Source organism: Streptomyces sp. NPDC033216, from assembly GCF_055577115.1.
On record NZ_JBVIQK010000011.1, the window covers coordinates 1 to 12,583 of the forward strand.

Annotated in this window: 11 protein-coding genes and 2 pseudogenes; 7 read left to right on the forward strand and 6 right to left on the reverse strand. The window is 73.3% G+C overall.

Going from position 1 to position 12,583, the window contains the following annotated elements:
• The 5 genes and pseudogenes from ACZ5Y0_RS20810 to ACZ5Y0_RS20830 form a co-directional block, all read left to right on the forward strand.
• Positions 1-384, forward strand: a pseudogene (locus ACZ5Y0_RS20810) (glucose-6-phosphate isomerase); the annotation flags it as partial.
• A 1-nt stretch (position 385) separates the two neighbouring features.
• Positions 386-1,267, forward strand: a complete 882-nt coding sequence (gnd, locus tag ACZ5Y0_RS20815; protein ID WP_469130163.1) for a phosphogluconate dehydrogenase (NAD(+)-dependent, decarboxylating) — start codon at positions 386-388, stop codon at positions 1,265-1,267.
• 173 nt (positions 1,268-1,440) lie between these two features.
• Positions 1,441-2,031 carry a TetR/AcrR family transcriptional regulator gene (locus ACZ5Y0_RS20820; RefSeq protein WP_469130164.1) on the forward strand — a complete coding sequence of 197 codons (591 nt, stop codon included), beginning with the start codon at positions 1,441-1,443 and terminating at the stop codon, positions 2,029-2,031.
• Positions 2,028-3,479: an MFS transporter gene (locus ACZ5Y0_RS20825; protein WP_469130165.1), complete on the forward strand. Its 1,452-nt coding sequence runs from the start codon at positions 2,028-2,030 to the stop codon at positions 3,477-3,479. Before ACZ5Y0_RS20820 ends, ACZ5Y0_RS20825 begins: the two co-directional genes overlap by 4 nt.
• A gap of 58 nt (positions 3,480-3,537) precedes the next feature.
• Positions 3,538-4,767, forward strand: coding sequence for a serine hydrolase domain-containing protein (locus ACZ5Y0_RS20830; RefSeq protein ID WP_469130166.1), 1,230 nt, complete (start codon positions 3,538-3,540; stop codon positions 4,765-4,767).
• A gap of 167 nt (positions 4,768-4,934) precedes the next feature.
• Here the strand turns inward: ACZ5Y0_RS20830 and ribA are convergent, their stop codons facing one another.
• Positions 4,935-5,594 (reverse strand): GTP cyclohydrolase II, encoded by a 660-nt coding sequence (gene ribA, locus ACZ5Y0_RS20835; RefSeq protein WP_469130167.1) that lies wholly within the window; start codon positions 5,592-5,594, stop codon positions 4,935-4,937.
• 38 nt (positions 5,595-5,632) lie between these two features.
• Here ribA and ACZ5Y0_RS20840 point away from each other — a divergent pair, with 38 nt between their 5' ends.
• Complete coding sequence (locus tag ACZ5Y0_RS20840; protein WP_469130168.1) at positions 5,633-6,418, forward strand: creatininase family protein; 786 nt, start codon at positions 5,633-5,635, stop codon at positions 6,416-6,418.
• 125 nt (positions 6,419-6,543) lie between these two features.
• Here the strand turns inward: ACZ5Y0_RS20840 and ACZ5Y0_RS20845 are convergent.
• From ACZ5Y0_RS20845 to ACZ5Y0_RS20865, 5 genes and pseudogenes are all read right to left on the reverse strand, one after another.
• Positions 6,544-7,620 (reverse strand): annotated as a pseudogene (locus ACZ5Y0_RS20845) (lysylphosphatidylglycerol synthase transmembrane domain-containing protein); the annotation flags it as partial.
• Positions 7,620-8,642, reverse strand: coding sequence for a class I SAM-dependent methyltransferase (locus ACZ5Y0_RS20850; protein WP_469130169.1), 1,023 nt, complete (start codon positions 8,640-8,642; stop codon positions 7,620-7,622). The gene ACZ5Y0_RS20850 and the pseudogene ACZ5Y0_RS20845, both read right to left, overlap by 1 nt.
• Complete coding sequence (locus tag ACZ5Y0_RS20855) at positions 8,639-9,823, reverse strand: glycosyltransferase family 4 protein (RefSeq protein ID WP_469130170.1); 1,185 nt, start codon at positions 9,821-9,823, stop codon at positions 8,639-8,641. Before ACZ5Y0_RS20855 ends, ACZ5Y0_RS20850 begins: the two co-directional genes overlap by 4 nt.
• Complete coding sequence (locus ACZ5Y0_RS20860) at positions 9,820-10,218, reverse strand: 6-pyruvoyl trahydropterin synthase family protein (protein ID WP_467518441.1); 399 nt, start codon at positions 10,216-10,218, stop codon at positions 9,820-9,822. The genes ACZ5Y0_RS20855 and ACZ5Y0_RS20860 overlap by 4 nt, the downstream gene beginning before the upstream one ends.
• A 116-nt stretch (positions 10,219-10,334) precedes the next feature.
• Complete coding sequence (locus ACZ5Y0_RS20865; protein ID WP_469130171.1) at positions 10,335-11,315, reverse strand: zinc-dependent alcohol dehydrogenase; 981 nt, start codon at positions 11,313-11,315, stop codon at positions 10,335-10,337.
• 107 nt (positions 11,316-11,422) lie between these two features.
• Here ACZ5Y0_RS20865 and ACZ5Y0_RS20870 point away from each other — a divergent pair, with 107 nt between their 5' ends.
• Positions 11,423-12,265 (forward strand): CDP-alcohol phosphatidyltransferase family protein, encoded by an 843-nt coding sequence (locus ACZ5Y0_RS20870; protein ID WP_469130172.1) that lies wholly within the window; start codon positions 11,423-11,425, stop codon positions 12,263-12,265.
• The last annotated feature ends 318 nt before the right edge of the window (positions 12,266-12,583 follow it).

Consider the following 12,583-nt stretch of genomic DNA (forward strand, 5'->3'; position numbering starts at 1 on the left):
CACGACCTGCTGATGGCGAACTTCTTCGCACAGACGCAGGCGCTGGCCTTCGGCAAGACCCCGGACGAGGTCCGCGCCGAGGGGGTGCCCGAGGAGCAGGTCGCGCCCCGCACCTTCCAGGGGAACCATCCCACCACCACCGTCCTGGCGACCGAGCTGACGCCGTCGGTGCTCGGCCAGCTCATCGCCCTGTACGAGCACAAGGTGTTCGTCCAGGGCGCGATCTGGGGCATCGACTCCTTCGACCAGTGGGGCGTGGAGCTGGGCAAGGTCCTCGCCAAGCGCGTCGAACCCGCCCTGACCGAGGGCGCCGACGTCCCCGGCCTGGACGCCTCCACCACCGCCCTCGTGGCCGCCTACCGTGAACTGAAGGAAGTGCACTGACATGCAGCTGGGTCTGATCGGTCTGGGCAGGATGGGCGGCAACATGCGCGAGCGCATCCGCCGCGCGGGCCACACCGTCGTCGGCTACGACCGCAACCCCGACCTGTCCGACGTGAGCGGCCTCGCCGAACTCGTCGAGAGCCTCCAAGCGCCGCGCACGGTGTGGGTGATGGTTCCGGCCGGTGCCCCGACGCAGTCCGTCGTCGACGAGCTGGGCGACCTCCTGGAGGCCGGCGACACCGTCGTGGACGGCGGCAACTCCCGCTGGACGGACGACGAGAAGCACGCCGCCGAGCTGGGCGCCAAGGGCATCGGCTTCGTCGACGCGGGTGTCTCCGGCGGTGTGTGGGGCCTGGAGAACGGTTACGCGCTGATGGTCGGCGGCGAGAAGGAGCACGTCGACCGGCTCCGCCCGATCTTCGACGCGCTCAAGCCGGAAGGCCCGTACGGCTATGTCCACGCGGGCAAGGTCGGTGCCGGGCACTTCTCCAAGATGGTCCACAACGGCATCGAGTACGCCATGATGCAGGCGTACGCCGAGGGCTGGGAGCTGCTGGAGAAGGTCGACTCGGTCACCGACGTCCGCGAGGTCTTCCGCTCCTGGCAGGAGGGGACCGTCATCCGGTCCTGGCTCCTCGACCTGGCCGTCAACGCCCTCGACGACGACGAGCACCTCGACAAGCTGCGCGGTTACGCGGAGGACTCGGGCGAGGGCCGCTGGACCGTCGAGGCGGCCATCGACAACGCGGTGCCGCTGCCGGCGATCACGGCGTCCCTGTTCGCGCGGTTCGCCTCGCGCCAGGAGGACTCGCCGCAGATGAAGATGATCGCCGCCCTGCGCAACCAGTTCGGCGGCCACGCCGTCGAGTCGGCGAAGGAGTAGGCGGCCTGGCCGTGGGGGCCCTCCCGTTCACCCTTCCCACTGCCTGAGGGCGCTGGGAGGGCCCCCTCGGGGAGACGGAGCGGAGCATGTCGGGGCAGCACACCAGCCGGAGCGGCCGTGGCGCGCTCCCCGCGCGGTAGACACTGTCTACGTCCGCCTGGTAGACACTGTCCATGAGCGATGAGGACAGGTCCGGGCAGGAGCTGCGGGTCCGGCTGGTCGAGGTCGGCGTGGAACTGCTGGCACAGGAGGGCGTCGGGGCTCTGACCCTGCGGGAGATCGCCCGCCGGGCGGGTGTCTCGCACGGGGCGCCCCGCCGCTACTTCCCCACCCACCTGGAGCTGTTGTCGGCCATCGCCCGCAGGGGCTTCACCGAACTGGCCGGCCGGGTGGGGACGGCGTGCGGGGACGGTAGCGCGCCCCCGCGCGAGCAGATCACCGAACTCGGGCGCGTCTACCTGGAGTTCGCCCTGGAGAACGCCGGCATGTATGAGCTGATGTTCCGTCACGACCTCTTGGCCAGCGGTCATCTGGGACTCCGGGACACCAGCCTGCCGCTGTTCGGCCTGCTGGTGGAGCTGGTCGGCCGGGTCAGGCCGGACGCCGACGCCCGCGCCGTCACGGCGGCACTGTGGGCGAACCTGCACGGCATCGCCCAGCTGTGGAGCTGGGGAAGCCTCCAACTCGCCGCCGGTGGCGAGGACTTCGTACCGCTGCTGCGGACGGCCCTGGAGGCCCACCTGGGGCCGGAGGCCACTCGATGAATCGCCCGCTGACCCTGGCGAGCAGTGTCGCCGGCGCCATGGTCGTCGCCCTGGACGGCACCGTCCTCACCGTCGCCCAGCCCACCCTGCGACGCGACCTGGACGCCTCCTTCACCCAGGTCCAGTGGACCAGCACCGGCTATCTCGTCGCCGTGGCCGGCCTGCTGGTGTTCGCCGGAAGGCTCGGCGACCGCTACGGCCACCGGCGTACGTTCGCCGTCGGCATGCTCGGCTTCGGGGCGGCCTCGGCGGGCATCGCGGTGGCGCCCGGCGTGGGCTGGGTGATCGCACTGCGGGTGGTGCAGGGGGTGTTCGGGGCGCTGTCGCAGCCCGCGACGCTCGGCATGCTGCGCTCCGCCTACCCGCCGGAGGGACTGCGGCGACCGATCGCCGCACGGACCGCCGCGATCGGGCTGGCGGCAGCGGCCGGTCCGGTGCTGGGCGGAGCGCTGACGACCACGTTCGGATGGCGATCGGTGTTCCTGCTGAACGTGCTGCCCGCGCTGGCGTTCGGCGCGCTCGCCCTCACCCCGGAGCGGCGGGAACGTCCACAGCCCTCGTCGGCCGCCCTCGACGTGCCCGGCGCCCTCTGGCTCGCGGTGGCGCTGGCCTGTCTGGTGCACACCCTCGTCGCGCCCTCCGGCACCGCCGGCACGCTGGGAGCCGTGGCCGCCGCCGTCGCCGGTGCCGGCTTCGTCCGCCACGAGCGCCGCGCCCCGGCACCGCTGGTGCCGCCCGCCGTCGTCGGCTCCCCGGCGGTCGGTGCGGCCCTGGCCCTGCTGGTCGCCGCGTCGGCGGTCCTCAACGGCGGCCTCTTCGCCTGCGTGTACGTCCTCCAGGACGACCTGGGCCTCACCCCGCTGCGCACGGGCCTCGTCAGCCTGCCGCTGGCCGCGTGCCTGGTGGCCGCGGCGCCGGCGTCGGCCGTCCTGCTGCGCCGGGCCGGTGCCCGTCCCACCGTCGCCGGGGCGACCGCCGTACTCGCCGCCGGCCTCCTCGTTCTCGCCGCCGCCCCCGGCGCGGCCGCCTTCTGCGCCGGGTTCGCCCTGGTGGGCGCCGGGTTCGGCACGGTGATGGTCGCGGCGACCCATGTCGTCGTACGGCAGGCTCCCGTGGAGTCGGCCGGAGTGGCGGGCGGGTTGCAGCAGACGGCGATGAACGTGGGACCGGTGCTCGGGGTGGCGTCGGCGACGGTGCTCATGGACACGGCCGGGACCAGGTCGCCGCTCGTCGTGTTCGCCGTGGCGGCCGCTGCGGTGCTGCCGTTCTGCCGGATGCTTCCGGGCCGGTCCCGGACGGACGCGGCCGGGCTCCCCGCCGACGTTCCGGCCGGCCTTCCCGGTGCCCACCCACTGCCTGTTCCTGCCGGTCGCAGCGACGCACAGCCCACCGTTCCCGCCGTCCCGAGGGGCCCTTCCGGGCCGTCCCTGCGCGACGATGAAGTCTGAGGTCGTTCCGGCGGGGTATGCCGGACCGCACCTTGATCGAACGCACCGGAGGAGAGCGATGGCACAGCTTCGACAAGAGGTCGACCCCACCGAGGTCGGGCTGGACGTGAAGGCGCTGCACCGCCTCGACCGGCATGCCGCACACTACGTCGACGAGGGCCGGCTGCCCGGCTTCCTGATGGCCGTCGCCCGCGGCGGCCGGATCGCGCACCTCACCGCGCACGGCCACCGCGACGTGGCCGCCGGGCTCCCCGTCGAGTCCGACACCCTGTGGCGGATCTACTCGATGACCAAGCCGGTCACCTCGGTCGCCGCGCTGATATTGACGGAGGAGGGCCGGCTCTCGCTCGACGACCCGGTGGCCGCCCACCTCCCGGCCTTCGCCGATCCGCGCGTGTACGTCGGCGGCTCCGGCCGGGACATCGAGACCCGGCCGGCCGAGCGGCCCCTGCTCGTGCGGCACCTGATGACCCACACCGCGGGCCTGACCTTCGCCTTTTACCACAGCCACCCCGTCGACGCCCTGTACCGGGAGGCCGGGCTGGAGTCGGCGGTGCTGCCCGGCTCGGACCTGGCCGGGACCGTCGAGGCGTACGCGCGGCTGCCGCTCCAGTTCGAGCCGGGCACGCAATGGAACTACTCGGTGGCCACGAACGTCCTGGGCCGGATCATCGAGGTGGTCTCCGGCCGGCCCCTCGACGAGTTCCTCGCCGAACGGATCTTCCGCCCGCTCGGCATGCCCGACGCCGGCTTCCAGGTCACCGGTGACCAGGCGGACCGGCTGGCCGAGCTGTACGGCGGCACCGAGGCCGGCGGCATCGAGCCGATCCCGGGGCTGCCGCTGTTCGGGCGGCCCCGGTTCCTGTCGGGCAGCGGCGGTATGGTGGCGACCGCATACGACATCCACCGGTTCATGGAGTTGCTGCGCCGCCGCGGCGAACTCGACGGGACGCGGCTGCTGAAGCCGGAGACCGTCGACCTGATGACCCGCAACCATCTGCCGGGCGGCGCCGACCTGCGCGCGGTCGGCAGCCGCCCCGCCCACGACGAGCCAGGCAATGACGGCGTCGGTTTCGGTCTCGGCGTCTCCGTGGTGATCGACCCGGACCGCACCCAGGCCCCCTCCGGGCTCGGCACGTACGGCTGGAGCGGGGTGGCCACGACGACGTTCTGGGTCGACCCGAGCCGCGACCTCACCGTCCAGTTCCTCACCCAGGTGCGGCCGAGGACGTCGCTGAAGCTCTACCCCGACCTCAAGCGGCTGGTCCACGAAGCGGTCACGGACTGACCGGGCGGGCCGCCGCCTGCCCTGCCTCCACCTGCCCTGGCGGGCGTACGCCCCGGGCGCCGTCGGCGGTGACCCCTGACCGCGACGGCGGCCCACAGCGCGTGTTCCGGGGCTGCGGGGCCAGGGACCGCCGTGGGGTCAGGGCCGTGTGGTCAGGAGGCGTGGGGTCAGGACCAGTGCGCCACCGCGTCCAGATGCGGCAGGCGGTGGTCCAGCCGCTCACGCTTGGTGCGCAGATACGTGATGTTGTTCTCGCACGGCTCGATCAGCAGCGGCACCTCCTCGGCGACCTGGATGCCGTTGTCGACCAGTGCCTCCCGCTTGCGCGGGTTGTTCGACATCAGGCGGACGGAGCGCACGCCCAGGTCGCGCAGAATGTCGGCGGCCACCTTGTAGTCCCGTGCGTCCACGGGGAAGCCCAGCGCGACGTTCGCCTCGACGGTGTCCAGACCCTCCGCCTGGAGCGCCATGGCCCGCAGCTTGCCCAGCAACCCGATCCCCCGGCCCTCGTGCCCCCGCAGGTAGACCACTATGCCCCCGCCCTCGGCGACGACGGCCCGCAACGCGGAGTCGAGTTGATCGCCGCACTCGCAGTGCTGGGAGCCGAACGCGTCACCGGTGAGGCATTCCGAATGCAGCCGGGTCAGCACGTTCTCGGAGCCCGGCTCGCCGTACACCAGGGCCACCTGCTCGTCGCCGCGGTCGTGGTCGAGGTAACCGATCGCCTGGAATTTGCCGTACACGGTGGGCAGCGGTGCATTCACCACGCGTTCCACACCGGTGCGCTGGGGGGACTTCTTGCCGAGCACGCCAAATTTGTCTGTCATGATCTGGTTCCTAAGCAGAGACGAAAGGCCGGGAAAAGATGAGTGGTTCGGGAATGCGGACGGCGGCGTACGGACTCGTGCCGGCGGACACCACCGAGGACGTGCGGTCGCGCGACGCGGACGTCCCGGTCCGGGTGGCGGTGCTGCCCGTCGGAAGCTTCGAACAGCACGGACCGTACCTGCCGTTGGCGACCGACACGCTCGTCGCGTGCGCGATAGCGCGGGAGATCGCCGCCGCGTATCCGGTGCGCCTCCTCCCGCCGGTGACCATCGCCTGCTCGCACGAGCACGCGGCCTGGCCGGGAACCGTCAGCATCTCCGCCGTCACCCTTCACGCGGTGGTACAGGACATCGCGGCCTCCCTGCGCCGCTCGGGCGTCGAGGCCCTGGTGCTGGTCAACGGACACGGCGGGAACTACGTCCTGGGCAACGCCGTGCAGGAGTCCTCCGCCCGCGGCGAGCGGATGGCGCTCTTCCCGGCCCCGGAGGACTGGGAGACGGCCCGGCAGCGGTCCGGGGTGTCGACCTCTCTGCTCACCGACATGCACGCCGGGGAGATCGAGACCTCGATCCTGCTGCACGCCCACCCCGAACTCGTCCGGCCCGGTCACGAGTCGGCCGATTTCACCGCGGACGACCGTCGCCATCTGCTCACGCTGGGAATGTCCGCCTATACCGATTCGGGCGTCATCGGCCGTCCCTCCCTGGGGTCCGCGGAAAAGGGGAAGGAACTCCTGTCGAGCCTGGCGGATTCCTTCGGGACGTATTTCTCGATACTGACGAGGAAGCCCACCTGCGGGGATTCCACGGGCGGTCCCGCGTAAGGCTCGTCGCGGGGCTGCCCGTCCGGTACGACGGTGTCGGACGCCGTCTGCCGGTCCCGGTTCCCCCTCCCGGTGCACCAGCGGGCGACGAGGACGGCCAGGCCCGGCAGCGCGGCCGCGAAGCTGAGCACCCCGTACACGACGGCGACCGCGAGGCCGGTGCTCGCGCCGAGTCCGGCCGCGCCGAACGCCCAGGCGGTGACGCCCTCGCGGGGTCCCCAGCCGCCGACGTTCAGCGGCACGCCCATCGCGAGCAGCGCGAGAACCGCCAGCGGCAGCAGCGTGAGCACCGGGGCGGCGGAGCCGGCCGCACGGGCGGCCACGACGAACGTCCCCAGGTGCCCGGCCAGGACGACCGCCGACGACAGGGCGACGCCGGGCCCGTTGCGCCGGGACAGCAGCCCCTCGCGTGCCTCGGCCAGCGCCTTGCCCATCCGTCCGCCCCGGCGGGACGCGGAGGAGTTCATCCGCAGGGCGACGACGACGGCGAGGGCACCGACCGCGGCGAGGCCGGCCGCCGGCGCGAAGTGCCGTACCTCGCCCGTCACCGGGGACGGCAGGATCAGCAGAATCGTCACTCCAGCGACGGCCAGCACGAGTTGTCCCGCCGTGCGCTCCAGGACGACGGCCCGCACGCCGCGTGCGAGGTCGCCGGTGCTCTGCCCGTGCCGCACGGCACGGTGCACGTCGCCGAGGATGCCGCCGGGCAGCGCCGCGTTGAGGAACAGCGAACGGTAGTAGTCGGCGACGGCGGGCCCGAGGGGCAGCCGGATTCCCAGAGCGCGGGCCACCAGCGCCCACCGCCACGCGCTGAACACGGTGGTGACGGCGCCGATCCCGAGTCCGAGCAGCAGGGTGGGGGCGTCGATCCGCCGCACCCCGTCCAGCACGGGGCCGGTGCCCGTCCGCCACATCAGGACGCCGAGGATCACGACCCCGGCGAGGGTGCCGACGTGGGTGCGCAGCGCCGCGAGCCGGGCACGGGCGGCGGGCCGCGGGGCCCCCGACCCGGTCACGCCGATACGGGCCTCGGAGACGGCGGGGCCGGGACGCGCCGGGAGACCCACGGCCGCGGTACGGGACGCCGGGACGGCCGTACCCGCCCGTGTCGCGCCGTCGTGCCGGGGCCCTCGTACGGCCGTCCGCGCGCGCCGATCCGGCGACGCCGCCGGGAGGCGCGCGCCCACCGTCTCCGCGCTCATCAGACGCCGCCCGTGGGCCGGGTGAGGGCGAGCAGGTCGCTGTGGTGGACGGTGACGTGGAGTTCGCCGGCCGCGCAGGCCGCCAGCCGGGCCGCGAGGTAGGTCTCGGCGCGGGCGGCGAGACCGGGACGCTCCTCGACGGCCGCGCCGACCCAGCCGCGCAGCCACTGGGCGGTGAGCGCGGCCTCGTCGGGGCCGAGCCGCCAGGCGCTGGGGTGCACCTTCACGGTCGCGCCCTGGTCGGCGAACGCCTCGCAGGCCGCGGTGACCGCGTCGGGGCCGAGGAGGCCGCCGCGCCGCTGGTGGTCGTTGAAGGCGGCGGCGATCTCCTCGTCCATCGGGTCCGCGGCGGTCAGTTCGACGCGGCCGGCGACGGAGAGGGTCAGCAGGGCGGGGCAGCCGGCGCCCGCGCAGGCCGCGGCGAGGGTGTCGATCTCCTCGCGGGTGAGGACGTCCAGCAGTGCCGACGCGGTGACCAGCGAGGCGCCGGCCAGGGCGTCCGGGGTCAGCCGGGCGACGTCGCCGCGGCGCGTCTCGACGGTGACCGGGCTGCCGTCGGCGGCGACCCGTGGGGAGCCGACGGCAGCGAAGTGCAGCAGGTAGGGGTCGCGGTCGTGCAGGATCCAGTGCTGGGGACCGTCCAGGCGGGGGGCGAGCCAGCGGCCCATCGAGCCGGTGCCGCAGCCCAGGTCGTGCACGACGAGCCCGCCGGTGCGGCCGGGCAGCCCGGCCAGCCTCATCCGCAGCGGGTCCAGCAGGTCGCCGGCCCGTGCGGCGGCGTCGGCCGGCTCGCGCAGCCGCAGCCACTCGGGGGCGTAGCGGGGCGGTTCCTGCGTCGCGGCGTCCTCGTCCCGCAGCCGCACGGTCGGCCGCTCGCCGGGGCGGGTCACCGGGCCGGCGCCCTCGATGACACCGGTCGTCTGCGTCTCCATGTCCGAGGACACCTCCCGAGGTCCGGGCTGGGCCGGAATCCGCCCGGCCTGCCGTGCCAGATCGGCCGGGGTCGCCGTGGTCTTCCTCATGCCGCCCTCCGGGGTTCGCCGGGGAGCCGGCCGAGGACGCCGGCGAGTCGCTGGGCGGTGCTCGCCCAGCCGTTGAGGGCCGCCCGCCGGCCTCGCGCGGCCGCCTTCAGCCGGCGCCGCACGTCGGCCTCGCCGAACCAGCCGCGCAGTTCGGCGGCGAGGGCGGCGGGGTCCTCCGGCGGGACGAGGATGCCGGGGACGCCGCCGTCGGGGGCACGACCGACCGCCTCGGGCAGGCCGCCCACGTCGGTGGCGAGGACGGGGATGCCGCGCGCGAGGGCCTCGGTGACGGCCATCCCGTACGTCTCGGCGTAGGAGGTGAGGACCATCAGGTCGGCGGAGGCGTACGCGGCGTCGAGCTGGGCGCCCGCCTTGGGGCCGGTCAGCTCCAGTCGGTCCTGAAGGCCGTACTTGCCGATCAGGCCGCGCAGGTGGGCCACGTACTCCGGGTCCTGGCCGAGGCCGCCCACGCAGGAGCAGGTCCACGGCAGGTCGGACACCGCGGCGAGCGCCTCGATCAGCCGGTGCTGGCCCTTGCGGGGTGTCACCGCGGCCACGCACAGCAGGCGCGAGACGCCGTCGGTGCCGGGGGCGAGGGGGGCGATGTCGGCGCCGGGGGCGGCGTCGTGCACCTTCTCCGGAGCGAGGCCGTGGTGCGAGACGAGGCGGCGGACCGCCCAGTCGCTGGTGGCGATCACCGCCGGGACGGCACGCAGCACCGCCCGCTCCCGGGCGTCGAGTTCGGCGGCGAGCAGCGGGTCGAGGCCCGTCTCGTCGCCGAGCGGCAGGTGCACCAGGACGGCGAGCCGCAGCCGCTCCGCCTCGGGTACGACGATCTCCGGGACGCCGCAGGCCACCAGCCCGTCCAGCAGGACGACCGTGCCGTCGGGCAACTCCCGCAGTGTGCGGGCGAGTTCCGCGCGGGCGGGAGCTGCCGGACGGGGCCACTCACCGGCGACCCGGTGCTGGTGGACCTGCCAGCCGAAGCCGGGGAGGTCCAGGCAGACACGGCGGTCGTAGGCGTTGCCGCCGCTGGGGTTCGTCGGGTCGTCGACGCCGCCCGGCATGACGAAGTGCACGGAACGCAGCGACATGGGGACAATGCCCCCGATCTTGCTCGGGTTCGCCGGCTGCGCGGGCAGGTAGGCGAGCGGGGCCTTTTCCATCGTCACGTCGGTCACAGCGCACGCTCGTAACTCGCCCAGGCGACGTGCGACTCGTGCAGGGTGACGGAGAGGGCGGCGATGCCACGGGCGCCCTCGCCGAGCGCGCCCTTGTGGATCCGCTCGGCGAGCCGGTCGGCGATCACCTTGGCGAGGAACTCGGTGGAGGTGTTCACCCCCGCGAAGTCGGGCTCGTTGTCGAGGTTTCTGTAGTTCAGCTCGCTGACGACGGCGCCCAGTTCCTGGGTCGCCAGGCCGATGTCGACGACGATGTTGTCGTCGTCCAACTGCTCGCGACGGAAGGTGGCGTCCACGAGGAACGTCGCTCCGTGCAGGCGCTGAGCGGGTCCGAAGACCTCTCCGCGGAAGCTGTGGGCGATCATGATGTGATCGCGGACCGTGACACTGAACAACGGACGACCCTCCAGGTGCGGCGCGTCTGGTCCCCCGGCCATCGGCCGCCGGGGGATGCCGTGTAGTACGGCTCTTGGCTTCCCCGTGTTCAGCCGGATCTCACTCTTTTCTCAGGTCAGGCGCTCTCGTCGTAGCGAACGCGGTGACACAGGGCCGGAATGGCCCCGCTCGTGAGCCGGGGCATCACCTCCGGCAACTCGTCGAAGTCGCTCTCCCCGGTGACGAGGGCGTCGAGCGCGGGGTCGGCGAGAAGTTCCAGGGCGAGGGCGAGCCGGTCGGCGTAGCTGCGGTTCGCGCGGCGCGGGGAGACGGTGCCGACCTGACTGCTGCGGATCACCAGCCGCCGGGAGTGGAAGGCCTCGCCGAGCGGCAGGGAGACCCTGCGGTCGCCGTACCAGCTCAGTTCGAGGACCGTGCCCTCGGCGGTCAGCAGTTCCAGGGAGCGGGCGAGGCCCTGCTCGGTGGCGCTGGCGTGCACGACGAGGTCGCAGCCGCCCAGCGCCTCCTCCGGGGAGGCGAAGCCGACGCCCAGCGCCTCGGCGGTCTTCGCCCGCGCCGGATCGGCGTCCACCAACTGCACACGCACGCCCGGGAAGCGGCTCAGCAGTGCGGTCACCGAACAGCCGACCATGCCTCCGCCGACCACCGCGATCCGGTCGCCGACCAGCGGCGCCGCGTCCCACAGCGCGTTCACGGCCGTCTCCACCGTGCCGGCCAGGACGGCCCGTCCGGCGGGCACGGAGTCCGGTACGACGGTGACGGCACTCGCCGGGACGACGAAACGGGTCTGGTGCGGGAACAGGGAGAAGACGGTGCGCCCGACCAGCTCCCGGGCCCCTTCCTCCACCACCCCCACGTTGAGGTAGCCGTATTTCACGGGTGCCGGGAAGTCGCCCTCCTGGAAGGGCGCCCGCATCACCGTGTGCTGGCTCTCCGGGACCCCGCCGCGGAAGACGAGGGTCTCCGTGCCGCGGCTGACCCCGGAGTACAGCGAGCGGACCACGACCTCACCCACCGCCGGGTCCGGCAGGGTCACGTCACGGATCTCACCGTGGCCCGGCGAACCGATCCAGAACGCACGTGCGGTGCGGTTCATCGGCGTCCTCCTGAACGTTCGGGAACTTGCTCACGTACCGAGGTGTGCACAGGTCGCGCACAGTACGCGGCCTTGATCGACTCTGTCACCTGGCCGGAGGATGTGCGGTGGCCCTGAACAACACTTACGACGCAAGGCTGGTCCAGCAGGAGACCGCTGTGGGAGCGGGCGTGCAGATCCTGGTACTGGCCCTGCTCGGCACGGCGATCGGCATGGGGCCGGCGGGCTGGGTGACCGGTCTCGTCTTCGCCGCGGCCACCTGGGCGGTGCTCTCACGGGCACTGCACCGTTCGGGTCTGCGCACTTTCGGCCCGGCGAACCGGGTCACCCTCGGCCGGGCCACCCTGGTCGGCGGGGTGACGGCCCTGGTGGCGGACTCCTTCGTGAGCGCGCCCCCGGTGTCCCTGCTCGTCGGCCTGACAGCCGTGGCCCTGCTGCTGGACGGCGTGGACGGCAAGGTGGCCCGGCGCACGGGCACCTCGACGGCCCTCGGCGCACGCTTCGACATGGAGGTCGACGCGTTCCTGATCCTCGTGCTCAGCGTGTACGTCTCGACGGCCCTGGGCCCCTGGGTCCTCCTGATCGGCGCGATGCGCTACGCCTTCGTCGCCGCGGCCCGCGTCGCCCCCTGGCTCAACGCCCCGCTGCCCCCGAGCACGGCCCGCAAGACGGTCGCCGCGATGCAGGGCATCTGCCTCCTGGGGGCGGGCGCGAACCTGCTCCCGTACGCCGGCAACTTCGCGGTGGCGCTGCTGGCCCTGGTCCTGCTGTTGTGGTCCTTCGGGCGGGACGTGCTGTGGCTGTGGCGGGAGTCGCGGGTGAAGACCGTGGTGGAGCAGGAGAAGGAGACGGGGACGGGAGCCGAGGCGGCGGGGAGAAGGCTGGAGTCGGAGCCGAAGCTGGGGTCGGATCTGGACCTGGCGCTGGAACTGGAACTGGCCGGACGCTAGGACACGTTCGAAAGCGGCGTCGTCCGCCCGGAGGGCGGGCCCGGCTGCCCGCATCTGGCCCCACGCATCGGGTCAGCGTGTCCGCCGCCCTCGCTCGCGACCGCGTCGAGGGCGTCGCGAGTGCCCCGGACCGGACCGACCAGTTCTTCCGAGGCCTCGTGCCACGCGATCCGCGAGCGCACCCGGAGCCGGTTGCGAAGCAAGTTCCTCGAGCCAGGCGCGCCATCGGGGCAGGGCGCTGGTGTACCGCTGCGCCTGCTGCTCCAGGTCACCGACGCCGAAGCCACTCGTCGGCAGATCGTTGATGATCGCCCCTGA

Bases quoted from the DNA above. Each gene is read 5' to 3' on its own strand.
- gnd (WP_469130163.1), top strand. From the start codon at position 386: ATGCAGCTGGGTCTGATCGGTCTGGGCAGGATGGGCGGCAACATGCGC.
- ACZ5Y0_RS20820 (WP_469130164.1), top strand. From the start codon at position 1,441: ATGAGCGATGAGGACAGGTCCGGGCAGGAGCTGCGGGTCCGGCTGGTC.
- ACZ5Y0_RS20825 (WP_469130165.1), top strand. From the start codon at position 2,028: ATGAATCGCCCGCTGACCCTGGCGAGCAGTGTCGCCGGCGCCATGGTC.
- ACZ5Y0_RS20830 (WP_469130166.1), top strand. From the start codon at position 3,538: ATGGCACAGCTTCGACAAGAGGTCGACCCCACCGAGGTCGGGCTGGAC.
- ribA (WP_469130167.1), bottom strand. From the start codon at position 5,594: ATGACAGACAAATTTGGCGTGCTCGGCAAGAAGTCCCCCCAGCGCACC.
- ACZ5Y0_RS20840 (WP_469130168.1), top strand. From the start codon at position 5,633: ATGAGTGGTTCGGGAATGCGGACGGCGGCGTACGGACTCGTGCCGGCG.
- ACZ5Y0_RS20850 (WP_469130169.1), bottom strand. From the start codon at position 8,642: ATGAGGAAGACCACGGCGACCCCGGCCGATCTGGCACGGCAGGCCGGG.
- ACZ5Y0_RS20865 (WP_469130171.1), bottom strand. From the start codon at position 11,315: ATGAACCGCACCGCACGTGCGTTCTGGATCGGTTCGCCGGGCCACGGT.